23 protein-coding genes are annotated in these 24,812 nt (G+C 64.5%); 12 read left to right on the plus strand and 11 right to left on the minus strand.

Annotated elements, in window-relative coordinates:
- Positions 1–26 precede the first annotated feature (26 nt).
- The 3 genes from E0H22_RS22195 to E0H22_RS22205 all read right to left on the minus strand — a co-directional run bounded on the left by E0H22_RS22195 (position 27) and on the right by E0H22_RS22205 (position 2,919).
- Positions 27–1,229 carry an NAD(P)/FAD-dependent oxidoreductase gene (locus E0H22_RS22195; RefSeq protein WP_233023128.1) on the minus strand — a complete coding sequence of 401 codons (1,203 nt, stop codon included), beginning with the start codon at positions 1,227–1,229 and terminating at the stop codon, positions 27–29.
- 271 nt (positions 1,230–1,500) lie between these two features.
- Positions 1,501–2,271 (minus strand): SDR family NAD(P)-dependent oxidoreductase, encoded by a 771-nt coding sequence (locus tag E0H22_RS22200; RefSeq protein ID WP_233023129.1) that lies wholly within the window; start codon positions 2,269–2,271, stop codon positions 1,501–1,503.
- A gap of 96 nt (positions 2,272–2,367) precedes the next feature.
- Positions 2,368–2,919, minus strand: coding sequence for a YkgJ family cysteine cluster protein (locus E0H22_RS22205; protein ID WP_233023130.1), 552 nt, complete (start codon positions 2,917–2,919; stop codon positions 2,368–2,370).
- 172 nt (positions 2,920–3,091) lie between these two features.
- On the opposite strand from E0H22_RS22205, the gene queE reads away from it, so the two are divergent.
- Positions 3,092–3,724: a 7-carboxy-7-deazaguanine synthase gene (queE, locus tag E0H22_RS22210; RefSeq protein WP_233023131.1), complete on the plus strand. Its 633-nt coding sequence runs from the start codon at positions 3,092–3,094 to the stop codon at positions 3,722–3,724.
- Positions 3,725–3,739: 15 nt separating this feature from the next.
- A complete protein-coding gene (locus tag E0H22_RS22215) occupies positions 3,740–4,105 on the plus strand; it encodes a 6-pyruvoyl trahydropterin synthase family protein (protein WP_233023132.1) in 366 nt (121 codons plus the stop codon).
- Positions 4,106–4,157: 52 nt separating this feature from the next.
- Here E0H22_RS22215 and E0H22_RS22220 read toward each other — a convergent pair whose 3' ends face one another.
- Together E0H22_RS22220 and E0H22_RS22225 are read right to left on the minus strand one after the other, a co-directional pair.
- Positions 4,158–4,607 (minus strand): PaaI family thioesterase, encoded by a 450-nt coding sequence (locus E0H22_RS22220; RefSeq protein ID WP_233023133.1) that lies wholly within the window; start codon positions 4,605–4,607, stop codon positions 4,158–4,160.
- A gap of 99 nt (positions 4,608–4,706) precedes the next feature.
- Positions 4,707–5,186 carry a MarR family winged helix-turn-helix transcriptional regulator gene (locus E0H22_RS22225; RefSeq protein WP_233023134.1) on the minus strand — a complete coding sequence of 160 codons (480 nt, stop codon included), beginning with the start codon at positions 5,184–5,186 and terminating at the stop codon, positions 4,707–4,709.
- A gap of 227 nt (positions 5,187–5,413) precedes the next feature.
- Here E0H22_RS22225 and E0H22_RS22230 point away from each other — a divergent pair, with 227 nt between their 5' ends.
- From E0H22_RS22230 to E0H22_RS22240, 3 genes are all read left to right on the plus strand, one after another.
- Positions 5,414–6,553, plus strand: a complete 1,140-nt coding sequence (locus E0H22_RS22230; protein WP_347340808.1) for a serine hydrolase — start codon at positions 5,414–5,416, stop codon at positions 6,551–6,553.
- Positions 6,554–6,595: 42 nt separating this feature from the next.
- Positions 6,596–7,321, plus strand: coding sequence for an aspartate/glutamate racemase family protein (locus tag E0H22_RS22235; protein WP_233023135.1), 726 nt, complete (start codon positions 6,596–6,598; stop codon positions 7,319–7,321).
- Between the two features lie 84 nt (positions 7,322–7,405).
- Positions 7,406–7,639 (plus strand): YodC family protein, encoded by a 234-nt coding sequence (locus E0H22_RS22240; protein ID WP_233023136.1) that lies wholly within the window; start codon positions 7,406–7,408, stop codon positions 7,637–7,639.
- A gap of 134 nt (positions 7,640–7,773) precedes the next feature.
- Here E0H22_RS22240 and E0H22_RS22245 read toward each other — a convergent pair whose 3' ends face one another.
- Genes E0H22_RS22245 through E0H22_RS22260 form a run of 4 tightly spaced genes read right to left on the minus strand, consistent with a single transcriptional unit; the run spans position 7,774 to position 10,627 of the window.
- Complete coding sequence (locus E0H22_RS22245; RefSeq protein WP_233023137.1) at positions 7,774–9,030, minus strand: CCA tRNA nucleotidyltransferase; 1,257 nt, start codon at positions 9,028–9,030, stop codon at positions 7,774–7,776.
- Complete coding sequence (locus tag E0H22_RS22250) at positions 9,027–9,290, minus strand: DUF6111 family protein (protein ID WP_233023138.1); 264 nt, start codon at positions 9,288–9,290, stop codon at positions 9,027–9,029. The genes E0H22_RS22245 and E0H22_RS22250 overlap by 4 nt, the downstream gene beginning before the upstream one ends.
- The gene (locus E0H22_RS22255; protein WP_233023139.1) at positions 9,287–9,967 is read right to left on the minus strand and encodes a CoA pyrophosphatase; all 681 of its coding nucleotides are present in this window, start codon (positions 9,965–9,967) and stop codon (positions 9,287–9,289) included. Before E0H22_RS22255 ends, E0H22_RS22250 begins: the two co-directional genes overlap by 4 nt.
- A 33-nt stretch (positions 9,968–10,000) precedes the next feature.
- Positions 10,001–10,627, minus strand: a complete 627-nt coding sequence (locus E0H22_RS22260) for a DUF1285 domain-containing protein (protein WP_233023140.1) — start codon at positions 10,625–10,627, stop codon at positions 10,001–10,003.
- Positions 10,628–10,879: 252 nt separating this feature from the next.
- Between E0H22_RS22260 and E0H22_RS22265 the strand changes: the two genes are divergently transcribed.
- From E0H22_RS22265 to E0H22_RS22280, 4 genes are all read left to right on the plus strand, one after another.
- Complete coding sequence (locus E0H22_RS22265; RefSeq protein ID WP_233023141.1) at positions 10,880–11,881, plus strand: AAA family ATPase; 1,002 nt, start codon at positions 10,880–10,882, stop codon at positions 11,879–11,881.
- Complete coding sequence (locus tag E0H22_RS22270) at positions 11,881–12,822, plus strand: DUF58 domain-containing protein (protein ID WP_233023142.1); 942 nt, start codon at positions 11,881–11,883, stop codon at positions 12,820–12,822. Before E0H22_RS22265 ends, E0H22_RS22270 begins: the two co-directional genes overlap by 1 nt.
- Positions 12,822–15,635: a DUF4159 domain-containing protein gene (locus E0H22_RS22275; protein WP_233026486.1), complete on the plus strand. Its 2,814-nt coding sequence runs from the start codon at positions 12,822–12,824 to the stop codon at positions 15,633–15,635. Before E0H22_RS22270 ends, E0H22_RS22275 begins: the two co-directional genes overlap by 1 nt.
- 118 nt (positions 15,636–15,753) lie before the next feature.
- Complete coding sequence (locus E0H22_RS22280; protein ID WP_233026487.1) at positions 15,754–17,817, plus strand: hypothetical protein; 2,064 nt, start codon at positions 15,754–15,756, stop codon at positions 17,815–17,817.
- Between the two features lie 42 nt (positions 17,818–17,859).
- Here E0H22_RS22280 and E0H22_RS22285 read toward each other — a convergent pair whose 3' ends face one another.
- The gene (locus E0H22_RS22285) at positions 17,860–18,843 is read right to left on the minus strand and encodes a Bug family tripartite tricarboxylate transporter substrate binding protein (protein WP_233023143.1); all 984 of its coding nucleotides are present in this window, start codon (positions 18,841–18,843) and stop codon (positions 17,860–17,862) included.
- Positions 18,843–20,561, minus strand: coding sequence for an FAD-dependent oxidoreductase (locus E0H22_RS22290; RefSeq protein WP_233023144.1), 1,719 nt, complete (start codon positions 20,559–20,561; stop codon positions 18,843–18,845). The genes E0H22_RS22285 and E0H22_RS22290 overlap by 1 nt, the downstream gene beginning before the upstream one ends.
- Before the next feature lie 100 nt (positions 20,562–20,661).
- On the opposite strand from E0H22_RS22290, the gene E0H22_RS22295 reads away from it, so the two are divergent.
- The 3 genes from E0H22_RS22295 to E0H22_RS22305 all read left to right on the plus strand — a co-directional run bounded on the left by E0H22_RS22295 (position 20,662) and on the right by E0H22_RS22305 (position 24,628).
- A complete protein-coding gene (locus E0H22_RS22295) occupies positions 20,662–21,591 on the plus strand; it encodes a LysR family transcriptional regulator (protein ID WP_233023145.1) in 930 nt (309 codons plus the stop codon).
- 190 nt (positions 21,592–21,781) lie between these two features.
- Positions 21,782–22,150 (plus strand): DUF2946 domain-containing protein, encoded by a 369-nt coding sequence (locus E0H22_RS22300; protein WP_233023146.1) that lies wholly within the window; start codon positions 21,782–21,784, stop codon positions 22,148–22,150.
- A 123-nt stretch (positions 22,151–22,273) separates the two neighbouring features.
- Positions 22,274–24,628, plus strand: coding sequence for a TonB-dependent receptor (locus tag E0H22_RS22305; protein ID WP_233023147.1), 2,355 nt, complete (start codon positions 22,274–22,276; stop codon positions 24,626–24,628).
- The last annotated feature ends 184 nt before the right edge of the window (positions 24,629–24,812 follow it).

The raw sequence follows: 24,812 nt of genomic DNA on the forward strand, positions 1-24,812 counted from the left end.
GCAGCGCGCCCGGGACACGGTTCGGCTCAGATCGCCGGCACGCTCATCACGATCAATGCACAGCCGACCAGCGCGAGTTCGCCTGGCAATGTGGCGCGGGAACGGCGGACCATGCCTTCGCCGAGCCGGCCGAAGAAACGGACCCAGCGCTGAGCCCGCCAATACAGAGAATTCTCCAGCGTCACTGCACGCAGCGTGAAGGCCTTGCCCTTGGCCCAGGCATCGCATTCGAGCTTCAGCGGATCGCTGTAATATTGCGCGATCTTCCCGGCATCCATGCCGGGTGTCGCGAGCCAGTTCGGAATATGCACGCTGCAGAGCTGGGCGACATCGGTAAACACCTTGTCGGTGCCGCAGCCGCTGCCCGGGCAAGGCGACGCAAAGGCGTCGCCGACAAGCACGACGCCGGGCTGCACCACATTGTCGCTCTCGTAGAGATCGATCGGGCGGATCTTGATATCGCCCGAAATCGTGTAGTCGCCGATCAGGCGGCGCAGTTTCGGCAGACAGCTATCCAGCGCGGCTTCCGGCGTGCGGCGCATGGCGCGCACCCACGGATCGTCCGTCTCACGGTAGACGAACAGATTGCCGCGCATGGTATCGCCGATCGGAAACAGAGTGAGATAGGCGGTGCGATGGCGCGTGGCTTCGGCAAAATAGGTCATCGCAGGGAACTCGAATCGCCCGCGGCCTTTCGGCGCGATATCGAATCCGACCGAGATCGAATGGCAGGCCGAGATCACCGGGCGGCCGATCTTCAGCTGGTCGCGCAGACCGACACTGGCACCATTCGCCAGTACCACGAGGCGCGCGGAAATCTCCTCGCCCGTGGAGAGGCCGACGGTCTGGCGATCGTCGGAGGTGCGGATCGACACCGCCCTGGCATGGACGATCTCGACCGAGGACGGAATCTCCCCGCGCACGGTGTTGACCAGCGTGTCGTAGAGGAAGCCGTGCTGCTGGCTCGGCCTGATGTCGATGACCCGGCCGAAGCGCGCGAGCCAGATTTCGCTGTCATGGGTGGCGGCATTCAGCACCGCGTCGCGCAGGCCGGTTCTCGCAAGGCGATCGATCTGCTGCTGGCCGCCGATCTTCTCACAGCGAAGCTCGGGCGGGTGGCGACGATGCGGCTCGACGAGAATCGCGGACACGCCGGCGCGGCCCAGCATCGCTGCTGCGGCCGAGCCCGCCAGGCCCCCACCAATGATTGCGATATCCGTCCGCCGCACGGGGGAAATCTCCGCCTGCGACATCCGTGCACCCGAAATCTTAAAATTCGGGAAAGGATTGTGATGGGTGGTGAAGAGGTACCGCAGCAGTTTTGTTTCGGGAGGTTTCGGACGCTACCGTGCCCCGGACGCGATGCGATACGAAGTATCGCTTCGCAGAGCCGGGGCCGTTACGAACTCCAGCGTTTCGCGCGGTCCCGGTTCTGCGAAGCGGCGTCGGCGACGAAGCTTCGCTTCGCCTGACGCCGCATCGCGCCCGGGACAAGAAACGTTACACCGACGCCGTCGTCACACCGCCATCGATGACGATGGTCTGGCCGGTCATGAAGGTCGATGAATCCGAGCCGAGATAGGCCACAGCGCCGGCGATCTCATGTGGCTCGCCGATCCGGCGCAGCGGCGTGGTCGCGGTGCGGCGCTTGAGATTGGCCTCGTCCTCCCACAGCGCCCTGGCGAAATCGGTCTTCACCAGACCCGGCGCGATGCAGTTCACGCGCACGCCCTTCGGGCCCCATTCACCGGCGAGGCTGCGGCAGAGCGCGAAATCCGCAGCTTTGGAAATGCCGTAGGCGCCGATCACCGTGGAGCCGCGCAGGCCGCCGATGGAGGAGATGATCACCACCGAGCCCTTGCCGCGCTCGGCCATGGCCGGGATCGCCTTGGCGCAGAGCCAGATATTGCTCTTCACATTGGAGCCCATGATCTTGTCGAAGGCTTCATCGGTGATGTCGAGCAGCGGACCATAGTAAGGATTCACGGCGGCGTTGCAGACGAGAATGTCGATCGGGCCGTAATGCTTCACGGTGCCGTCGATCAGCGCATCGACCTCGGCCTTGCGCGCGATGTTGCAGGGAATGACATGGGCATCGCCGCCATTCTTGCGGATGCCTGCGGCGACTTCCTCGCAGGCGTCGGCCTTGCGGCTGGAGACGACGACCTTGGCACCGAGCTGGGCCAGCAATTCCGCCGACGCACGGCCGATGCCGCGGCTGGAGCCGGTGATGACGGCAACCTTGCCGGTGAGGTCGAATGGATTTTTCACGGATGTTCCTCCTGTTGGTTGGAGGGCATTGTGAGGATGGGAGTCGCCGGGTCAAGCGTGGACGTAGCAACCATTAAGAGGGATGGTTGCTACAAGTCACGATCGCGCCACCCTTGTCGCGATGTAATCCTTGCCCTTCGCCGTAAAGGTCTCGCGGATGATGAAGCCGTCCGCCGGCGACATCGGGCCGATGGGCACGGGGCCGGTCGGCATGATCAGCGTGGCGTTGCTGCCGACGAAGATCAGCAGATGACGTCTTTCTTCCAGCAACTTGGCTGACCATGCGATCAGGCCGTTCAGCAGCGGCTGTTTCTGCCACGCGGAGGGTGCGCCGGGATCGACCTGACCATAGATGAAGCCGGTGGCCGGATAGACCGAGAACACCACCTTGGAATGCTCCGGCTTCCAGGCCTCGGCCATCTCGACATCCTGCACCCAGACGCAATCGAAGGCGCGGCATTGCTGCGGGCGGGTCTCGTAGATCTTGCAACCAGAGCCGATGGCGCAGTGCTGGCACCATTTGCCGGCCGCCTTCGGCACCTCGTCAATGCGGTAGACCTTGCAGCACATGGTGCAGGTTCCGCACGCGCGGGGGGCGGCGGCCGGATCGGATGGGGCGGAGGCCTGCATGGTATCCCGGTGCGACATTTTGACGTGATTCAAGGAGCAATGGCTGTCGCGGGTATTTGCTGCAATTGACAACTCGGTGATCGACCGGGACATCCACGGCGGCACGTGCTAAGAGCCGGCGCTCACCCCATATGGAACCGAGAACAGTCCCCGGCCGCTTTGGCACGCGGGGTTTTGCAGAGCGAAATCATTGAGTTACGCGGTCAAAGAGATTTTCCTGACGCTGCAGGGCGAAGGCGCCCATGCGGGACGCGCCTCCGTGTTCTGCCGCTTTGCGGGCTGCAATCTCTGGACCGGCCGGGAACAGGACCGCGCCACCGCGGTCTGCCAGTTTTGCGACACCGATTTCGTCGGCATGGACGGCACGCTGGGCGGCCGCTACGCCACCGCGGCGGCTCTGGCGGACACCATTGCCGCGCAGTGGGTGGGGCCGGGCGACAACCGCTATGTGGTGCTGACCGGCGGCGAACCTTTGCTGCAGGTCGACGACGAACTGGTCACCGCGCTGCATGGGCGTGGTTTTGAGATCGGCGTCGAGACCAACGGCACCGTGGCGCCACCAGCCGGCATCGACTGGATGTGCGTCTCGCCGAAAGCCGGCGCCGATCTCGTCATCCGTGCCGGCCATGAACTGAAGCTGGTCTATCCGCAGCCTGCGGCGATGCCGGAGCGGTTCGAGGCGCTCGCCTTCGAACGTTTCTCGCTGCAGCCGATGGACGGCGCGGATGCAATCAGCAATACCGCGCAGGCGGTGGACTATTGTTTGCGCCACCCGCAATGGCGGCTGAGCGTGCAGACGCACAAGACCCTCGGGATCAGGTAGTTCGGGTATTCGACAATGTGGGAACTGACGAAATCGTTTCGCTTCGAGGCCGCGCATGCGCTGTCGCATACGACGCTGGGCGAGATCAGCCAGGAGATCCACGGTCACTCCTTCCGCGCCGAGATCACCATTCGCGGCGAGCCCGATCCGGTCACCGGCATGGTGATGGATCTCGGCCTGCTCGACCGCAGCCTCGACGATCTTCGCCAGACGCTGGATCACAAGTTCCTGAACAAGATCGAGGCGATCGGCATTCCGACGCTGGAAAACCTGTCGCGCTTCATCTGGGAGCGCATCGCCGACAAGGGACCGGTGGTCCGCGTCGGCGTATTCCGCGACAGCTGCAACGAGAGCTGCGTGTATTTCGGACCGAAGAAATAGCGCTAGACCGTAAGGCGGATGACGCTTCGCTCATCCGCCCTACATCACAGCCTTATTCCTTCGCCGTGATCATGCAGGTTGCGGTGGCATGGGCGCAGAGCTTGCCATCCTTGTCGGTCAGCACGCCTTCCGTCGCGGCCATCCTGCGCCCCATGTGAATGATCCTGCCTTCGGCGCGGATCGGCCCCGATGCCGATGTCATGGCGCGGATATAGGTCACCTTGAGATCCATCGTCGCATAAAGTGTGCCGGCCGGCAGGACGGTTTGCACCGCCAGCGCGATGGCGCCATCCAGCATGGTCGCGGCATATCCGCCATGCACGGTGCCGAGCGGATTGTAGTGGTCCTCGTTGGGAGACGCGACCAGCACCACTTTGCCCGGCTCCGCCGACTCGCCCTTGATGCCCAGGGTGCGTCCGATGCCGCGTGCGAAGCCGCCGGCAGCGAATGCCTGCTGTACAAGCCTGAGGCCGCTCCCCGCGTCGCCGGTCTCCATGGTCATGTTCGCCTCCGCCACTCTCAAATGTCCGTTTGAGAGTGGAATGGCAGAGCGGCCCCATCAAGTCAACATTATTGACCTCATACCGGGATGGTGGCGAGGCTAGTCGCGCGCAGCTTCTGCCATGACGGCCGACCACGCGGCCTCACTGCCCGCCCCCGCTTTCCTGAAGGCGCGCGCCATGACCTTGCGCTCATGGCCGGACGCGATGCGCTCGATGGCGCGGCCGGCCGGTGTCAGTTCGAGCAGCTTGAAGCGATGTCGCGCCGGATCGCGCTTCACGGCCACATAACCCTCGTCGAGCAAATGCTTCATCGGGCGATGCAGCGCCTGTTTCGAGATTTGCAGGATCGCCAGCAGATCCGACATCGTGATGCCATCGCTGCGCAGCACCGTATAGAGAATGCGATGATGCACCCGCGACAGGCCGACCGTCGCCAGATAATCATCCGCCGCGCGCGTCATGCCGCGCCAGCCGAAATACATCAGCGCCAGCGCGTCATCGAGCGGATCGAGCTTCTTGAGGGTGATATCGTGAACTTGCAGGCGGGCGGCGCCCGGCTTGGCGACAGATCGGCTCATGAATCGCTCATAACAGGAAGGCAGGATACCCGACTGTAGCCCGGACGATGCGCAGCGTCATCCCGGCGACGTCATCGTCGCTTCTGGCCGGTGGTGTCCACCTGATGCTCTCAGAACGATGCGATGGCGACGTCTCACCACAAAGTAACCACATGACGCGTCATAGTCGCATACTCTGTACGCGGCGCTTTGCGTTGACATCATCATGGGGGCGACATGGAGTGGCAATGAGGTTGCTGACATTCCTGCCGTTGCGCGTGCTCGGCGCGCTGGTTTCTCTGATTTTGACCGATCTGTCGCCCGCGGCGGCGGACAACGCCGTCGACGAACAGATCCAACGCATCGTCAGTACCGAGCTTGCGTCCAAGGTCGGCGATCACGGCGGGCTTGCCGTGGCCGTACATGCAGCCGGGCAAACGCAGATCTTCACCTATGGCTTTGCCGACCAGGCAACACAGCGGCAGATCACGTCCGACACGCTGTTCAATCTCGCCTCGGTGCGCAAACTGTTCGAGGCGACACTGGTGTCGCTTGGATCGATCCGCGGCGAATTCAGCCTCGACGATCCCGCGAGCAAATACGTGCCCGAACTGACCGGCGATTACGTGAAGCGCATCACCATCGGCCAACTCGCCACCCATACGTCGGGCCTGCTGTTGCCGACCGACCATCCGCCGTGGCCGACCGACTCCTACTCGCTGCCGCACTTCTTCGCGGCCCTGAACGGCTGGGTGCCGAAGGCCGGCGAGGAACCGGGCAAGCAGCGCGTCTATACCCATGCCGGCTATGTGCTGCTGCAGCTCGTGCTGGAGCGTCGTTATGGCCACCCAATCGACGCGCTGGTTTCCGAACGCATCCTGCAGCCGCTCGGCATGACGGAGACGTTCCTGCCCGCACGCGGTCCGGACCATCAGGCCGTGCTGCCGCCTGAGATTCTGGCGCGCGTCGTTCAGGGCTATGACGATGACGGCACGGCCATCGGCCGACCCGGCACCCAGCAGGGCTATTACGACTTCCCCGGCACCGGACAGATGTTCTCTTCGCCGAAAGATCTGGGCATCTTCCTTGCCGCCAGCCTCGATGACACCGTCGTCGACCCGCAACTGCGGCAGGCGTTGAAAATGACCCAGCGCGAGATGTTTCGCGTCAGCGATGAGTTCGGCCAGGCTGTCGCCTGGGAGAATGTACGCAGGAACGGCATCGAGGTGGTGGACAAGCCCGGCGGGCTGAACAATGCCACAGCCTATGTCGGCCTGGCGCCACGGCAACGCATGGGAATCGTCGTCCTCGCCAATCGCGGCGAATTCCCGTACGAGATCGCGCGCTATCGGGTACTGCCGGAGCTGGCGCGCTTGCGCGGGCAATAGCCGCCACTGGCATTCGAACGCGCATGATGCTTGGATGCCATCATGCGCATCCTGCTGATCAATCCCAACACCACCGAAAGCGTCACCGCGCTGGTCGCACAACACGTGACGTCCGTTGCCGGCCATGACGCGACCTTCGTTCCCGTCACCGGCCGGTTCGGCGCGCGCTACATTTCCACGCGTGCGTCGAGCGCGATTGCCGCGCATGCCGCGCTCGATGCCTATGCGACGCACGGCGCGGGATGCGATGCCGTCTATCTCGCCTGTTTCGGCGATCCCGGCCTGATGGCGTTGCGCGAAGTTGCTGGTGTCCCTGTCGTGGGCATGGCCGAAGCGTCCTGCATCGCAGCGGCAAAGCGCGGCCGTTTCGCCATCGTCACCGGCGGCACGCTGTGGAAGCCGATGCTGACGGAGTTCGTCGCCAGTATCGGACTTGCCGACAAGCTCACCGGCGTGCGTACCATCGCGCCCACCGGCGGCGAGATTGCAACGAACCCGGACGCCGCACTCACCTCGCTCGCCAGAGCCTGCACCGCATGCGTCACGGACGATGGCGCCGACATCGTGATCCTTGGCGGCGCCGCGCTGGCCGGTCTGTCGGACCGTATCCAGCCCGATGTGCCGGTGCCCGTGCTCTGTTCCGTCGCCACCGGCACCCATGCGGCGATCGCTGCGGCAAAGCGACAATGCGATGACAGAGCGTCACCGCCCGCGCTGGAGAGTATCGGACTGTCCATGGAACTCGCCGCACTTCTCCAACGAAAATAAAGACACGCCATCCCGCCGTGTTCGGATTGTCATGACGCGCGCCTACCTTCCGCGTGCGATTCAACTCATGCACAGGAGCCGACCATGGAATTGAAAGCTGGTGATGTCGTCATGCTGAAATCGGGCGGCATGCCGCTCACCGTTGCCGACATCGATGGCGACGATATCGAATGCGTGTGGCTGGGCGAGGAAGGCGATCTGTTCCGCGAGACGCTGCCCCGCGCCGTGCTCGAAATCGCACTCGTCATCCCGAACGAGCATGAAGACGACGAGGACGAAGAGGAAGACGAGGAAGAGGCGCACGCCAAGGTGGCTTGACCTCCCGTTGTCCCGGACGCGATGCGGCGTGAAACGCCGCTTCGCCGCGCCGGGACCGCAACGAACTCCGAGACTGATACGGTCACGGCTCGGCGGAGCGGCATGAAGAATGCCGCACCGCGTCCGGGACAGCATCACAATCGATGATCGTGCTTGAAGCGCGCGATCGTCTGGTCGGCAATGACCGTGATCACATCGACTTCCATTGGGAAATCATTCGCCATCCAGGCGTCTTCGGCCAGCGCCAGCACATGGCCGAGCGCAGGGCCTTTGGCGATCCCGCGCGCCATGAAATCGGCCGCCTTCAGCGGAAAGACCGGCGGCGTCCAGCGCTCGGGCAGCGCGACGAGCTGCTTCCATTCCGCCGCCTCGCCGCCCCCGCCGTCGCGTGCCCAGGCCAGCAGCATGCGGTTGCGATAACGCGCTTCGCCGAGACGATAGAGGCGCCGCCGGGCGCGAGCATCATCCATCCCCTTCAGACGCCACCAGCGGTGCCCCATGGAATCCAGCGCCTTGTTCTCCTCGTTCGTGAGGCGCAGGCGCTGGGTCAGACGCTTGGCATCTTCCGTCACGGCGACGCAGAGCGCGCCGAGCCGCAGCATAGAGTCGGGAGCGAGCCCGAGCTCACGCTCGATGCCGATCATCTTCCCGAGCGGTCCGAGATAGGTGACGCCGCCGCAGATGCGCAGCATCAGCCCGGCCTCGACCATCGCCTCGACCGCCGCATAGGCGCCGGGCGCAACCAATAGCTTGAGCAGCTCCATCCGGATGCGTTCGGCAGAAAGGCCGGCAAGGCCATCGCGGCCCCGAATTGCTGCGAGATAGCCTTCGCGGTCCGGAGCGCCGGCGCCATAAGCGGCATGAATGCGGAAGAAACGCAGGATGCGCAGATAATCCTCGGCGATGCGCCGGTCGGGATCGCCGATGAAACGCACCCTTCGGGCGTCCACGTCGGGCAGGCCGCCGACATGGTCGTGCACCACGCCATCGACGGAGGCGGAGAGTCCGTTCATGGTGAAATCGCGACGCTCCGCATCGCGCCGCCAGTCACGGCCGAACACCACCTTGGCCTTGCGGCCGAACGTTTCGACATCCTCGCGCAGCGTGGTGACTTCGACCGGCGTACCGTCGACCACCAGCGTCACCGTGCCGTGCTCGACGCCCGTCGGCACGCTCTTGTAGCCGGCGACCTTCGCGCGGCGGACGACCTCTTCGGGCACGGCGGTGGTGGCGATATCGATCTCGCCGACTTCGCGCCCCATCAATGCGTTGCGCACCGCGCCGCCGACCGCGCGGGCTTCCTCGCCATCGCCGTTAAGCAAGGCGAGCACACGCCCGGCCGGACCCGTGGTCAACCACGGCGCATCCGTAAGACGCCGGGCCGAGGTCATTTGTTCTGCCCCGGCACGAGTTTGCCGTTCTCGATATGCGCCGGCGTATAGGTCGCGGTCGGCGCGGCGCCGGAGAAATGAGCAAGCAGGAGCAGACTGACGATCACCAGCACGAAGGCCGAAATCAGCAGCTTGAGCACGACACGCGCCGGCCACGAGGTCGATTCCGCCACGCCCTTCTGTGTCGCCAGCAGAAACAGGACATAGAGGACGAACGGGATCAGGAAGATGCCGATCTCGGTGAGAACAGCGCGGATCATTTCTGCACGATCCGCTCATACAGCACGCGCAGGATGCCCGCGGTGGCGCCCCAGATATAACGCTCGGCGAACGGCATGGCGTAATAGGAACGCTCGACGCCGCGAAAGTCCTTGCTGTGGAGCTGATGATTGTCGGGGTTCATGAGGAAGGACAGCGGCACCTCGAAGGCACTTTCGACTTCATTCTCGTTGATGGTCAGATTGAAACCCGGCCGCACCCGCGCCACCGTGGGCAAAATGCGAAAACCGAAGCCGGTGGCATAGAGGTCGAGATAACCGATCGGATCGACGAAGGAGCGATCGAGCCCGACCTCCTCCTCCGCCTCGCGCAGCGCAGCCTCGAGCGGCGATGCGTCGGTGGCGTCGATCTTGCCGCCCGGAAATGAGATTTGCCCCGCGTGGTCGTTGAGATGCGCGGAGCGCTGGGTGAGCAGCACCGTGGGCTGGTCATGCGCGACGATGCCGATCAGCACAGCAGCGGGGCGGATCGGCCGCTCCTGCGCGACGATCTGGATCATACGATCATTGCCGGCGTCCCCGGTCATCGGGATGATGCTGGCGTCGTTGAGGCCATCAGGTACGTCGAAGGACAGTCGCGCCCCGGCGCGCGCGAAAAATTCGGCCGAACTCAATTCTCCCGAACCGGCGTCCGCTGCGGGCGCATCCGTCTTCAGCATCGAACTAGTCAATCACGCCCCTCGACTGCAATCTTACGTAGCTTGCCTGACTTGTTCGGCATCCGCCATCGCAAAAAACGCACCGGACGATGCGACACCGAACATCGCGGTGCCATCGACCATCCGCTCCTCGCCCATGTCAACAAGATCGTAATAGATTGCCCGCGTCACCTTGGCCCACAGATCGGCGCGAACATGTAGATAAGGCGTCAGGCCGCCGTCCTCGGCTGCCTCGAAACGCAGCCTATGATCGGCGTCGCAGGTGACCCAGTCGTCCACATTGGTGCGGAATTTGAGCACGGTACCGGACGCATCGTGCTCCCTCTGCATCTCGACGGCGAGGAAGGGCGCATCGTCGACGGTGATGCCGACCTTTTCCACCGGCGTGACAAGGAAGTATTTGCCATCTTCCCGCTTCAGAATCGTCGAAAACAGCCGCACCAGCGCCGGCCGGCCGATCGGCGTGCCCGTATAGAACCACGTACCGTCTGCGGCGATTCGCATGTCGAGATCGCCGCAAAAGGGCGGATTCCACAAATGCACGGGGGGCAGACCTTTGTCCTCTCCGGCGCCGTCCTTCGCCGCAGCAGCCAGTCCGTCCAGCCCCTTTGCGGATCCTTCTGAGGGTCCTCGCGCCGTTTCCTGCCCTTGCTTCGCCATTGTTTGCCCTGACCTTACCTACCACCGCTCTGGCACGAGGTATGCACGTCTTGAAACGTGCAGGGACCGTTTCCAACTCGCCACAACGTGATGCAGTTCATAGCCGCATCCCGATATTGTGGGGATAGTTTAATTCAACAAATACATGGCCTTCGCTTGGCCTTCGCTTAAGTCTAGCATCAGGCTTGTGGAATATTGAGACGAGATCCGGCGGCGTTCGTTGCAAGCGCCGTGCATCCGAAGGAGCAGTTGATGGCCGCCGACAGTGTCGAGAAACTCGAAGACGTGATCGTCCGTTCCGCGGAACAGGTGGCCGGCCAGATGCGCGCCGCCAAGGAAACCATCGCGACCGTGATCTTCGGCCAGGACCGTGTGGTGGAAAACACGCTCGTCACCATCCTGTCCGGCGGCCATGCACTGCTGATCGGCGTCCCCGGCCTCGCCAAGACCAAGCTGGTGGAAACCCTCGGCACCACGCTCGGCCTCGATGCCAAACGCATCCAGTTCACGCCGGACCTGATGCCATCGGACATTCTCGGCGCCGAAGTGCTGGACGAGAGCGTCGCCGGCAAACGTTCGTTCCGCTTCATCTCCGGGCCCGTCTTCGCCCAGCTTCTGATGGCCGACGAGATCAACCGCGCCTCGCCGCGCACGCAATCAGCCCTGCTGCAGGCGATGCAGGAACAGCACATCACCGTGGCCGGCGCGCGGCATGACCTGCCGAAACCGTTCCACGTGCTCGCCACGCAGAATCCGCTGGAACAGGAAGGCACCTATCCGCTGCCGGAAGCGCAGCTCGACCGCTTCCTGATGGAAATCGACGTCGATTATCCCGATCGCGACGCCGAACGCCGTATCCTGTTCGAAACCACCGGCGCCGAGGAGACCACCGCCAAGGCGGCAGTGACCATCGAGACATTGCTGACCGCACAGCGCCTGGTGCGCCGCCTGCCGGTCGGCGACAGCGTGGTCGAAGCCATCCTCACTCTGGTGCGATCCGCGCGTCCTGGCCCAGATGCAGGCGATGCCTCCAAACTGATTGCCTGGGGTCCCGGCCCGCGCGCCTCGCAATCGCTGATGCTGGCGGTGCGTGCACGTGCATTGCTCGACGGCCGCCTCGCGCCCTCCATCGATGACGTGCTCGATCTCGCCGAGCCGATTCTGAAGCACCGTATGGCGCTGACCTTCTCGGCGCGTGCCGAGGGCCGCACAGTGGCCGATGTCATCGCACAGCTCAAGTCGCGGATCGGTTGATGGCCGCAGCGCCGGATCACGCCACACAGGAAGTTCTGGCAGTCCGCCGTGCCGACGGCGAGAGCCGTTCGCTCGCGGCCTCGCTGCCGCGTCTCGTGCTGGAAGCACGGCGTATCGCCGCAACCGTAATCCACGGACTGCATGGCCGCCGCCGCGCCGGCCATGGCGAAAGTTTCTGGCAGTATCGCCGCTTCGTCTCCGGCGAACCATCGCAGAATGTGGACTGGCGCCGATCCGCACGTGACGATCATCTCTATGTGCGCGAGCAGGAATGGGAAGCCGCGCATACGATCTGGCTGTGGCCGGATCGCTCGCTGTCGATGGCCTTCGCATCGAAGGGCGTGCGTGACAGCAAACTCGAACGCGCGCTGATCGTGACATTCGCGCTGGCCGAACTGCTGGTCTCCGGCGGTGAGCGCGTCGGCGTGCCCGGCCTGATGAATCCCACGGCCAGCCGCAGCGTGATCGACAAGATGGCGCAGGCGATGCTGCATGACACGACCCATCGCGACAGCCTGCCGCCGAGCTTCGTGCCCTCGGCACTGTCCGAGGTCGTGGTGCTCGGCGACTTCTGGTCGCCGATCTCCGAAATCAAGACGATGCTTGCGGGCCTGTCATCCGCCGGTGCCCATGGCGCGCTGGTGCAGATCAACGATCCCGCGGAAGAGACCTTCCCCTATTCCGGCCGCGTCGAATTCGTCGAGCCGGAAACCGGCAACGTCATCACTGCGGGCCGCGCGCAGACATGGGCCGAGGATTATATCGCCCGCGTCGCCGCACATCGCGATGAAATCCGCAATGAGACCGGCAAGCTCGGCTGGCTGTTCTCGACGCATACGACGGATCGCTCCGCGGCCGAGCTGCTGCTGTTCCTGCATGCAGGCATGGCGTTCAACCGTGCACCCGGCGGCAGCATGGTCAAGGTGGGACGTTCGGCATGATCGGTGGCTTCCCGCTCGCATTCGCACAGCCCCTGATGCTGCTGGGCCTGATCAGCCTGCCCATCTTGTGGTATCTTCTGCGCGTGATGCCGCCGCGCCCACAGCGCATCGCCTTCCCGCCGACACGGCTGCTGTTCGACATCACGCCAAAGGAAGAGACGCCGTCGCGCTCGCCATGGTGGCTGACGCTGCTACGTCTGCTGGCCGCCGCGCTGGTGATCTTCGCCGCCGCCGGCCCGATCTGGAATCCGCAGACCGGCCCGAGCGCCTCGACCACGCCGCTAACGATCCTGATCGACGACGGCTGGTCTTCCGCCGCCAGCTGGGATGCCCGCATCCGCGCTGCCGATGAGCTGATCGCCAATGCGGACAACAACCGCCGCGGCGTCGCGCTGGTGCCGCTTTCGGAGCCGACGCGCGACATCACGCTATTGCCTGGCGGCACCGCGCGCGTCGCGCTGCGCCAGCTGTCGCCAAAACCCCATTCGATCGACCGCGTGGACACGCTACCATCGCTGGAGCGCTTCCTGAAAGCCACCGGCGACAGCGAGATCGTCTGGCTGTCCGACGGCGTCGATACCGGCCGCGGCAGCGATTTCACCCAGGCCCTCGCGAAGACCATCGGTGACCGCGCGCTAACCATCTATGACGGCGGCGCGGCGCCTGCGCATGCGCTCGTGGCGGCCGAGAATGCAGCCGCGAAGATGACCGTGAAGGTGCTGCGCGCCAGCGCCGGCGGTCCCGACGCCGGCATCGTACGCGGTCTCGACGCCAAGGGTTCGCCGGTCGGCGAAGCCAAGTTCCTGTTCACGCCGAATGACCGCGAGACCGAAGCCGCATTCGATCTCCCCGTCGAATTGCGCAACGACATCGCGCGTCTGGAAATCTCCGGCGAGCGCTCGGCCGGCGCCGTGCAACTGCTCGACAAGCGCTGGCGCCGCCGCGCCATCGGCATAGTCTCGGGCACCACGAGCGACACCGCGCAGCCGCTGCTCGCCTCGACCTTCTATCTCACGCGCGCGCTCGCGCCGTTCGCCGATGTGCGGCAGGGCGACCGCGGCGCGCCGCAGCAGGCCATTACACAGTTCCTCGACCAGAAACTGCCGATGATCGTGCTCGCCGACGTCGGCACGCTGTCGCCGGACATCCGCGAACGTCTGAATGCTTGGATCGACAATGGTGGCGTGCTGGTCCGCTTCGCCGGCCCGCGCCTCGCACAGGCGGAGGACGATCTCGTGCCGGTGATGCTGCGCCGCGGCGACCGCAATCTCGGCGGCTCGCTGACCTGGGAGAAGCCGCAGCATCTCTCCGCCTTCTCGGCAGACGGCCCATTCGCCGGTCTCGCCGTCCCGAAGGACATCACCGTCAATCGTCAGGTGCTGGCCGAACCGAATGCGGCGCTGGCCGCCAGGAGCTGGGCGACGCTGGAAGACGGCACGCCGCTGGTCACCGGCGAACGTCGCGGCAAGGGCCTCGTTACGCTGTTTCATGTCAGCGCCGATATGCGCTGGTCGGATCTGCCGTTGTCCGGCACTTTCGTCGAGATGCTGCGCAGGGTCGTCGATATCTCCGGTTACACCTCCACGCCTGGTGCCGGTATCGCCGGCGAAACCGGCACCGAAACTGTCGCGCCGCTGCGCACGCTGGACGGTTTTGGCGCCTTCGGGCCGCCGCCTTCGACCGCAAAGCCGCTTTCGGCCGATTATCGCGACCGCGCGACCTCGGAACATCCGCCCGGCCTCTACGGCCCCGCTGACGGCCCGCTCGCCGTCAATGCTCTCGCTTCTGCTGATCGGATCGCGCCGCTGGATTTCTCTGCACTCAAGGCTAATCGCGCCAGCTACACCAATGCCGAGCCGCGTGACCTGCGCGGCATCCTGCTCTCCACCGCGCTCGCGCTGTTCCTGATCGACGCGATCATCGTCGCGCTGCTCGGCGGCGCCATCGCCTCGCTGTTCCGTCGCCGTGCAGTTTCGACCATGCTCGCCGTCGCGCTCGCGCTTGGCACCGTCACCGGCGCGCCGACCCAACTCCGTGCCGATCAGGTCAGCGACGATTTTGCCATCAAGGCAGTGTCGCAGACACGGCTCGCTTACGTCATCACCGGCAATACCGATGTCGATGACATCGTGAAGGCCGGTCTCACCGGCCTCACATTGTTCCTGGCCCAGCGCACCGCGCTGGAGGCCGGCGAGCCCGTCGGTATCGACCCGGCGAAGGACGAACTCTCATTCTTTCCGCTGATCTACTGGCCCATCATCCCAGGCGCACCCAAGCCGCCGCAGGAAGCCATCAACCGCATCGACGCCTATATGAAGCAGGGCGGCACGGTGCTGTTCGACACCCGCGATGCCGTGGAAGCGCCCGCCGGACCGAATGGCGAATCGCAGACGCCCGGCATGCAGACGCTGCGCGCCATCCTGTCCTCGCTCGATGTGCCCGAACTGGAACCGGTGCCACCGGCGCATGTGCTGACCAAGACCTTCTTTCTGCTCAACGACTTCCCCGGCCGCTTCAACTCCGGCCCGACCTGGGTGGAAGCTTTGCCGCGCGAGGACACCGACGAAGCCGCCTCGCGGCCCGCCCGTGGCGGCGACGGCGTCTCGCCTATCATCATCACATCGAACGATTTCGCCGGCGCCTGGGCGATGCGCCCGGACGGCCAGCCGATGCTGCCCATGGTGCCCGGCGAGCCGCGCCAGCGTGAATTCGCCTTCCGCGCCGGCGTCAACATCGTGATGTACACACTGACCGGCAACTACAAGGCCGATCAGGTGCACGCGCCGGCACTGATCGAACGACTGGGGCAGTGATGAAGATGCATCCTTCGAGACGCGCGCAGGTGCGCGCTCCTCAGGATGAGGGGCCCCTCATGGTGAGGAACATCGCGCAGCGATGCGTTTCGAACCATCGGCACTACGGGAGATCGTATTGAATTACGGCATCGCATTCACGCCGCTCGTCCCGACGCTGGTCCTGTGGATCGGCCTTGCGGCCATCGTCGTCATCGCGGCGCTGCTGCTGCTCGGCCGCGCACGCGGCGCGGCCATTCGTGTGGCCGCACTGGCGCTGATCCTGCTGGCGCTCGCCAACCCGTCCTTTACGCGCGAGGAGCGCGAGCCGCTGACCTCGGTCGCCGCCGTCGTCGTCGACAAGAGTCCGAGCCAGTCCTTCGGCGATCGCACCCAGCAAACCGAAGAGGCCACCAGGCAGCTTGTCGATCGTCTCAAGCAGGTGAAGGGCCTCGAGGTCCGCACCGTCGAGGCCGGTCAGGCCGATGGCGAGACCGACGGTACGAAACTGTTCGGCGCATTGTCATCCGCCCTCTCCGACGTTCCCAGCGATCGCGTCGCCGGTGCCTTCCTGATCACCGACGGCCGCGTGCACGACATTCCCGCCAATCTCACCGGCCTCGGCTTCAAGGCGCCGCTGCATGCGCTGATCACCGGCACCAAGGACGAACGCGACCGCCGCATCGCCATCACCGCGGCGCCGCGCTTCGGCATCGTCGGGCAATCACAGAAGGTCACCTTCCGCCTCGACGATCAGGGCGTCTCCAATGAGCGCGCACGCGTCACCATCCGCCGCGACGGCGACACCATCGGCGAGCGCCAGATGGTGTCCGGCCAGACAGTGACCGTCGATATCGATATCAAACATGCCGGTCCGAACATCGTCGAGATCGAGGCTTCGCCCATCGACAACGAGCTCACTCTGGTCAACAACCGCGCGGTGGTCGCCATCGACGGCGTGCGCGACAAGCTGCGCGTGCTGCTCGTCTCCGGCGAGCCGCATTCCGGCGAGCGCACCTGGCGCAACCTGCTAAAATCCGACGCCTCCATCGATCTCGTGCATTTCACCATTCTGCGTCCGCCGGAAAAACAGGACGGCACGCCGATCAACGAGCTATCGCTGATCGCCTTCCCGACCCGCGAACTGTTTCAGCAGAAGATTCACGAATTCCAGCTGATCATCTTCGATCGCTATGCCCGCCAGGGCGTGCTGCCGATCGCCTATTTCGACAACATCGCGCGCTATGTGCGTAATGGCGGCGCGGTGCTGGTCTCGGCCGGCCCGGATTATGCGTCGAACACGTCGATCTGGCGCACGCCGCTGGATTCGGTGTTGCCCGCCGAGCCGGTCGGCGTCAGCGAGAAGCCGTTCTATGCGCATCTGTCCGATGTCGGCAAACGCCATCCGGTGACACGCGGCCTCGAAGGCGCGAACAGTGAGCCACCCAAATGGAGCCGCTTCTTCCGCACCGTCGAAACCCGCAACACCACCACGCCACCGGTGATGACCGGAGCCGACGGCAAGCCGCTACTGCTCTTGTCGCGCTCAGGCGAAGGTCGCGTCGCGCTGCTGCTGTCCGATCACATCTGGCTGTGGGCCCGCGGCTATGAAGGCGGCGGTCCGCATCTCGATCTGCTCAGGCGCATGTCGCACTGGCTGATGAAACAGCCTGACCTCGAAGAGGAATCGCTGAAGCTACAGACACAGGCCAAGGATCTGACCGTGGTTCGCCAGACCATGGGTGACAGTGTGAGCCCTGTCACCGTCACCTCGCCCTCGGGCAAGACGCGCGAACTCACGCTCTCCGCCGGCGAGCCCGGCCAGTGGCGCGCGACCACGCCGACCGATGAACTCGGTCTCTGGCAGGCCACCGACGGCACGCTGAAGGCGCTGATCAATGTCGGCCCGGTCAATCCGAAAGAATTTTCGGAGGTCACGTCCACGACCGACATGCTGAAGCCGCTGGCGCAGGCGAGTGGCGGCGATGCGCGGCGTCTCAACGAAGGTTCGGGCATCGAGGTGCCGCGTGTGGTGCCAGTTCGCTCGTCCACCACCTTCCGCGGCGACGGCTGGATGGGCGTCCACATGCGCGACGCCAGCGTTGTGCGTGGCGTCGGTGTGCTGCCGATGTTTGCCGGCGTGATCGGACTGTTGCTGCTGCTCGGTGCGTTCGCCGCGACGTGGCTCAGGGAGAGCCGCTGAGCCCCGGTCGGGTTGCGGAGAAATGGCGACGGGGCAGCACGATCACTGCCCCGCGAGATTCATCTCCCGGGTGAGACGCCCCCATTTGGCACTCTCGGAGCGGATATAAGCGGCGAAGGCATCCGGCGTCGTCGGTGACGGCTGCGCACCGATCACTCTCAACTTCTCAATCACGTCCGGATCGGCCAGCGCCTTCACAAAGATCGCATTCAGGCGCGTCATCACATCGCCCGGCGTGGCAGCAGGCGCGACGAGACCGAACCACCCCGTCGATTCAAAACCGGCAAGCCCCTGCTCGGCGAGCGTCGGCACGTCGGGCAGAAAGGCCACACGCTTGCTGCTTGTGACACCGAGTGCTGTCAGCCGGCCGGTTCGGATCAACTCCAGCGAACTTGGAATATCGAGGATCGCAAGGGGAACGTGTCCCGCAAGCACGTCGGTGACGACCGGCCCGGTGCCGCGATAGGGGACCAATGTCAGCCTGACATTGGCCATCTGCGACAGCAACGCGGCCGTCATCTGCATCACCGTGCCATTGCCGCCATGACCCACTGACAATTGTCCAGGTTTGGCGGCAGCCGCTGCAATCATGTCCTTCAACGTGGCGAATGACGCCCCCGGCGCAGCGACCAGCACGAAGGGAATATCCGCAAGCAGCGTGATCGGCGCCAGATCCTTGACCGGATCGAACGGCATCGATGCGTTGACATGCGGGTTGATGGTCAAAACGCCGGCCGGCGCCACGCCGAGCGTGTAGCCATCGGGCTTGGCCTGAACGACCGCTTGCATGCCGATATTGCCGCCGGCCCCGGCGCGATTCTCGATGACGAAGCCGGATTTGAGATCGGCAGCCACCACCGGCTCCAACGCGCGAATAAAAATATCGGCGCTGCCGCCCGGCGGGAAAGTGACGATAATCTTGGTGAACTGCTCCGCATATGCGGAGCTCGACATCGCCGCACCGGTCGCGACCGACGCCGCAATGCCCGCAAGCAGCATTCTGCGGGTAGGATGGAAAGCGCTCATCACTTGCCTCCTGCACTGGCGCGCGCCATCGGAATGGCGTTCGGTATGGCTTCTTCGGTACCCGACGACGATGCGCGGCCGGTGACGCGTTCGATCAGCGCTTCGGAGTCCCTTGGCACGCCATCGCCGCGCCAGGCGATGTGCAAGTCCGGTCGCACCAAGAGCAAGGCTTCGGCCGGCCGCGTCTCGCCTGCTTCCTCCGCCGACAGATCGATCACCGTCAGCGGAACGGCGTGACGGCGTGCTGCCTCACACAGTGCAGCCACTTCGCAGGCCGGATCGTATCGCAGCAACGTATAGCCGGGCCCCATGGCATCGAACACCGAGCGACCGTCGCTAAGCCAGACATGCGGCATACGGGCGCCAGGGACCGTCGATGGCGTGAAACTTCCCATTGTATAGGCGGGAGGTGTCTCGCCGTCATAGGCGATCACTGGCGACTGGTCGTAGAAGTAGCCGAAATTGAGTCCCGCGCAGCAATATTGCTGCACATTCAGATCGTAGGCCGCGCGGCCTATCGCAGCGCGCGCCGCTGCACCAGCCGCGCTGTCGTCTTCGATCTCCGCAGGCACGCCGGCGCGTTGGTTGATGCTGGCGACTGCGTGCTCCATCGCAAACCGCGACACCTGATCGGTGATGGGCTGGCGTTCGGCTTCATAGGCATCGAGCATGCGTATATCCGCCCAGCCGTGGAGATACGCTGCCAGCATCCAGCACAGCGAGACGGCGTCGGCGATCCCGGCATTCATGCCGTAGCCGGCATAAGGCATCCACAGATGCGCAGCGTCGCCGCAGATGAAGGCACGTCGATCGCGAAAGCGGTCGGCCACAAGACGGCGCCCGACCCAGTCTTCCTTGCTGACGATGTCATACGCGAAATCGGGCCCGACGCCGAGAATGGTGCGGATCGCCCAATCGCGATCGACCGCATCGAAATGCGGCTCGTCCGGCCGCAGATGATTGTGGATCAGCCAGCGGTCATGACCGTCGATGGCCACCACCGTGCCGGTTCGGCGCGGATTGAGCGCCAACACCATCCAGGCCGGCTTGTGCGGCTGCATCAGGGTCTTCAGTTCGGGGGCATCGATCAGCGTCGACTGCACCCGCTGGATGACCGGCGTGCCGACAAAGGAGCTGCCGATCAACTTACGCGTGAGCGAGCGGCCACCGTCACAGCCAATCAGGAATTTGGCACGAACGAAGGCGGACCGCTGCGTATCGAGATCGCGGATATCGACCGAGACGCCCGCTGTGTCCTGTTCGAAATGCACCATCTCGGTGCGTGACAGGATGCTGATCTTCGGATGCGCGGCAGCGTGCGCGAACAGGACGGGCTCCAGATAGATCTGGTTGATCCGATGCGGCGGCTCCGGCGTCGGCCACCACGTGTCCGGTCCGTCAGTCGCAGTGTAACGCGTCGCGCGCGATGGAATCGGAATCCGGGTGAGTTCGATTCCCGTCGCAGTGGTGCGATACGAGCAATCATTCGGAAAATCGGCCGGCAAGCCGGCGTCGCGCAGCTGCTCAGCTATGCCGAGCCTGCGGAAAATCTCCATCGACCTCGCCGAGACATGATTGCATTTGACGCTGGGCGGTTCACCGGCGTGCCGCGTCTCCAGCACAATCACGTCGACCCCGCGTGAGGCGAGATCCAGCGCCGCGGTAAGCCCCACCGGCCCTGCACCAATGACGACGACCGATGCCTGATAGCTTCGCATTCCAACCTCCCCAATCGCGTCTGCGCGCGTTGCCAGAAGGATATTCTTGCGTTTTAATAATAGAAGTCGATTTTTGACCTAAGATTGATAAGATTAGCTAATGAATTCCACCCTTCGTCAATTGGAGGCGCTGGTCGCCATCAACCGCACGGGCTCGATGACGCGAGCGGCCGAAGAGCTCCGCATCACCCAGGCAGCGGTCAGTCTGCTGCTGAGGCAGCTCGAGCTTCAGTGGGGCGTGACGATGTTCGACCGCACCACACGATCCTGCACGCCGACCGTGGCCGGACGCGACGCGGTGCAGGCCGCCGAACGTATCCTCGGCGACTTGCGCGGCCTGACCCATCGGATGCGTGGCTTGTCCGATGCCCGCAGCGGCACCGTGGCCTTTGTCGCTTCGGCCGGCGCCGCTTCGGCCTTGATGCCGACGGTCCTCGCCGAATTCCGCGCGACCTATCCTGACATCGACATCATCATGCGTGATGTCGCGGCCGACCAGATCGTCAGCGCGCTGCTCGGATCGGACGCCGAATTTGCCATCGGCAGCGTCGACGGGCCGGTCCCCGACGTCTCGTTGACCCCACTGGTCAAAGGACGGCTCAGCGCCATCGGCTGGCCGGGGTGCCCGATCGCAAAGATGCAGAGCTTGTCATGGAACGACCTTGCGGCGCTGCCGACGATTGCGATGCATCGCGACACCTTGATCCGCGCGCAGATCGACCGCCGGCTGGCGCGCGACGGGAAGAAGTTGATCCCGACCCACGAGGTGTCCCTCATCAACACCGCGCTGTCGATGACGGCCAAGGGCATCGGCTATTCGATCCTGCCCTCTTACATGATGCCGATCGATCAGTATCCCGGGTTGATCGCATTCCAGTTGGTGCGACCAACCATTACGCGACAACTATCCTGGATCCAGCAGACCGGCCGCAGCCTCTCCCCGGCAGCCCAGCGGTTTCAAAAGCTGACCATCCGCGTCCTCGCCCACGCCCATGCCGCTGTCATGACGCGGCGCGCGGAGCCTGAGTGAGATCGCGGCGTAGACGGCGCGAAGCTCCGAGCCTGCACCGGCTGCAGTTGCGCAAATCCCACAGCCGCCCGCCATCCACTGCCTTGCGCGCGCGCGCCGTTGACACCCCGCCTCTCGCCGCGCAATGTTACATTATAACATCGGTACTGGCTGACCTCTCCGCCATCCGATGTGGGGACGGCCGGTCGGCATGAAGTGGTTTCGAGCAAATATCAGGAACGGAGCGAAGCTGGCGCTGTTTGCGCTGGCGGTGCAGATCGTCCTGTCGTTCAGCCACATCCATCTCGACGAGGTTCATGCCGCGCCGGGCGACGCCGCTGCCGTCACCCAGGTGCAGGCGCCGTCCACGCCGGACACCGATCACCTGCAGCACCGCGTCGGTGTGCCCTGCGATATCTGCGCGGTCATGGCGATGGCCGGCACGGCGCTGTTCTCGGCGCCGCCGATCCTGCTGCTGCCGGACGCGACCGAAATCGCCTATGCGGCCATCAAGGCCGAATTCGACCATCTCGCTTCCATCAGCGGCGCACCACAGCCGCGGGGACCACCGAACATCTGACTTCACCCGTGAACCAACGCCGCCCGGATTCCGTCCGTGCGACACCACCACCGTGAATTTCGCATCACCGCGATTGCCGGCTTCAGCGCAACGACGCGCGGCCGGTGAAGTCAGGACCATTCCATGCCCATCTCATTCAAACGCGCTCTCCTGCTCGGCTCTACCGCCGTCATCGGATGGAGCGCCCTCCCGTCATTCGCCCAGGCGCAGACGCAGCTTCCCGCCGTGGAGGTGACTGCGCCGAGCCCGATCGTGCGCCGCAAGCCGGCACCGCATCCGCAGGGCCACACCCACGTGACCCGCACCGCCCCGAACCGCACGCAGGTGCCGGTGGAAGCCGAGCCGCCTGTTGCGTCAGCGCCGCCGCAAGGCGTGCTGCCGGTGGTCACCGATCAGTTCGCTACCGTCACCGTGGTGCCGAACGAGGAAATCCGCCGCTCCGGGGCCAATACGATGGGCGAGTTGCTGGCCAACAAGCCCGGCATCGCCGCTTCAGGCTATGCACCCGGCGGCGCCAGCCGACCGATCATCCGCGGCCTCGACGTCAACCGCGTCGGCATTGTCGAGAACGGCATGAGCAGCAATGGTGCCTCCGATCTCGGCGAAGATCACTTTGTGCCAGTCGATCCGTTCGCGGCTAATCAGGTGGAAGTCATCCGCGGCCCGGCCACCCTGCGCTATGGCTCACAGTCGATCGGCGGCGTGGTCTCCGCCTCCAACAACCGCATTCCCGACGCACTGCCAAACTGCGCCGTCACGGCACCATTCCAGAACTATGGCCTGCCGACGAAAGCCCCCGCCGCTGGTCTCGCCGCACCGGGCTGCATGAATGCAGAAGTTCGCACCTCGATCAGTTCCGTCAATCGCGGCATCGATGGCGGCATCCTGCTGGATGCCGGCGGCGGCAATGTCGCCGTACATGCCGACGTCTATGGCAGCATGGCGCGCGACTACAATGTGCCGTCCTATCCCTATGCCGATCCCGGTCTCGCCTTCAACGGACGCCAGCCGAATTCGGCCAACCAGTCCTCCGGCGCATCGGTCGGCGCGTCGTATTTCTTCACCGGCGGCTATATCGGCGCGGCGATCACCCATAACGACACGACCTATCGTATCCCCGGTGTAGAAGGTGCCGAAGTCGGCACCCGCATCCGCGGCGAGCAGACCAAAGTGACCGTGAAGGGCGAGTATCGCCCCGACTCCGCTGCGATCGATGCGGTGCGCTTCTGGATCGGTGCGACTGATTACCGGCACAATGAGATTGGCCTCGCCGATGCCGCCGATGCCAGCAGCGATGGTGTGCGCCAGACCTTCACCAATAAGGAGCAGGAAGGCCGACTCGAAGTACAGTTCATGCCCTTCAATGCCCGCTTCGCCACTGTGACCTCCGCCGTCGGCCTGCAGGTCAATCATCAGGAACTGACGGCACCGAGCCCCGACGATATCGGCAGCCCGCTGAACGGACTGTGGGACCCCAACCGCAATACCCGCGTGGCCGGCTACAGCTTCAACGAATTCAAGTTCAGCGACAGCACGCGTGCGCAGATCGCCGGCCGCATCGAACATGTGGAATTGTCGGGCACCACGCCGTCACTGATCCCCGAATTGTTCGACCTCAATGCCGATCCCGGCGCCATCGGTCCGGCGGTCGGACGTAACCTCACTTTCACGCCGAAGAGTGGCAGTATCGGCCTGATCCAGGACCTGCCTTGGTACGGCCTCTCGGCCAGCATCACCGCGCAATATACCGAGCGTGCACCGAAACCGGCCGAGCTGTTTTCGCGCGGCGGGCATGATGCCACCGAGACTTTCGACATCGGCAATCCCAATCTCGGCATCGAGACCGCGAAGTCCATCGAACTCGGCCTGCGCCGCGCCGCCGGCCCGGTGCGCTTCGAGCTCACCGGCTACTACACCCAGTATACCGGCTTCATCTATCGTCGCCTTACCGGCAACAAATGCGGCGACGGCGTCTGCGCCGACGATCCGACCTTGGAGCTGAACCAGGCGATCTATTCGCAACGCGACGCCACCTTCCGCGGCGGCGAATTCCAGACGCAGATCGACGTCACCCAGCTCGGCAGCGGCACTTTCGGTATCGAAGGCCAGGCGGACGTGGTGCGTGCGACCTTTGCCGATGGCAGCAATGTGCCGCGCATCCCGCCGGTGCGCGCCGGCGGCGGCCTGTTCTGGCGCGATGCCAACTGGTTCGCGCGCATCAACATGCTGCATGCCTTCGCGCAGAACGACATTGCCGATGTCGCCGAGACACCGACCAATGGCTACAACCTTCTGAAGGCCGAGGTGAGCTACAAGACGCTGCTCGATCCGCGCATTTATGGTGCGAAAGAGATGACGGTGGGCCTCGTCGGCAACAACCTGCTCAACGAGAACATCCGTTACGCAACGTCCTACAACAAGGATAACGTGCTGCAGCCCGGCATGAATGTGCGGGCCTTTGCGACGGTGAAGTTCTGAGATCGTGCACGCGTCGTTCCGGACTGCGCTCTGCGGGCGCAGATCCGGAGCCTCGTACGGCTCTACCACTCTGCCCTTATCCCGAGGAGCGGTCGTCTTCGACCGCGTCTCGAAGGATGCGCCAAGCACACCATGGTTCGAGACGCGCGCAAGATGCGCGCTCCTCACCATGAGGGCGGAATTT

The sequence above is a fragment of the Rhodopseudomonas boonkerdii genome, from assembly GCF_021184025.1.
GTDB classification, from domain to species: Bacteria; Pseudomonadota; Alphaproteobacteria; order Rhizobiales; family Xanthobacteraceae; genus Tardiphaga; species Tardiphaga boonkerdii.

What these genes read in the sequence shown, in the direction of transcription:
- E0H22_RS22205 (WP_233023130.1), bottom strand. Translation starts at nt 2,919, where the DNA reads ATGTCGCACCGGGATACCATGCAGGCCTCCGCCCCATCCGATCCGGCC.
- E0H22_RS22215 (WP_233023132.1), top strand. Translation starts at nt 3,740, where the DNA reads ATGTGGGAACTGACGAAATCGTTTCGCTTCGAGGCCGCGCATGCGCTG.
- E0H22_RS22220 (WP_233023133.1), bottom strand. Translation starts at nt 4,607, where the DNA reads ATGACCATGGAGACCGGCGACGCGGGGAGCGGCCTCAGGCTTGTACAG.
- E0H22_RS22225 (WP_233023134.1), bottom strand. Translation starts at nt 5,186, where the DNA reads ATGAGCCGATCTGTCGCCAAGCCGGGCGCCGCCCGCCTGCAAGTTCAC.
- E0H22_RS22230 (WP_347340808.1), top strand. Translation starts at nt 5,414, where the DNA reads ATGAGGTTGCTGACATTCCTGCCGTTGCGCGTGCTCGGCGCGCTGGTT.
- E0H22_RS22235 (WP_233023135.1), top strand. Translation starts at nt 6,596, where the DNA reads ATGCGCATCCTGCTGATCAATCCCAACACCACCGAAAGCGTCACCGCG.
- E0H22_RS22240 (WP_233023136.1), top strand. Translation starts at nt 7,406, where the DNA reads ATGGAATTGAAAGCTGGTGATGTCGTCATGCTGAAATCGGGCGGCATG.
- E0H22_RS22245 (WP_233023137.1), bottom strand. Translation starts at nt 9,030, where the DNA reads ATGACCTCGGCCCGGCGTCTTACGGATGCGCCGTGGTTGACCACGGGT.
- E0H22_RS22250 (WP_233023138.1), bottom strand. Translation starts at nt 9,290, where the DNA reads ATGATCCGCGCTGTTCTCACCGAGATCGGCATCTTCCTGATCCCGTTC.
- E0H22_RS22255 (WP_233023139.1), bottom strand. Translation starts at nt 9,967, where the DNA reads ATGCTGAAGACGGATGCGCCCGCAGCGGACGCCGGTTCGGGAGAATTG.
- E0H22_RS22260 (WP_233023140.1), bottom strand. Translation starts at nt 10,627, where the DNA reads ATGGCGAAGCAAGGGCAGGAAACGGCGCGAGGACCCTCAGAAGGATCC.
- E0H22_RS22265 (WP_233023141.1), top strand. Translation starts at nt 10,880, where the DNA reads ATGGCCGCCGACAGTGTCGAGAAACTCGAAGACGTGATCGTCCGTTCC.
- E0H22_RS22270 (WP_233023142.1), top strand. Translation starts at nt 11,881, where the DNA reads ATGGCCGCAGCGCCGGATCACGCCACACAGGAAGTTCTGGCAGTCCGC.
- E0H22_RS22285 (WP_233023143.1), bottom strand. Translation starts at nt 18,843, where the DNA reads ATGAGCGCTTTCCATCCTACCCGCAGAATGCTGCTTGCGGGCATTGCG.
- E0H22_RS22290 (WP_233023144.1), bottom strand. Translation starts at nt 20,561, where the DNA reads ATGCGAAGCTATCAGGCATCGGTCGTCGTCATTGGTGCAGGGCCGGTG.
- E0H22_RS22295 (WP_233023145.1), top strand. Translation starts at nt 20,662, where the DNA reads ATGAATTCCACCCTTCGTCAATTGGAGGCGCTGGTCGCCATCAACCGC.
- E0H22_RS22300 (WP_233023146.1), top strand. Translation starts at nt 21,782, where the DNA reads ATGAAGTGGTTTCGAGCAAATATCAGGAACGGAGCGAAGCTGGCGCTG.
- E0H22_RS22305 (WP_233023147.1), top strand. Translation starts at nt 22,274, where the DNA reads ATGCCCATCTCATTCAAACGCGCTCTCCTGCTCGGCTCTACCGCCGTC.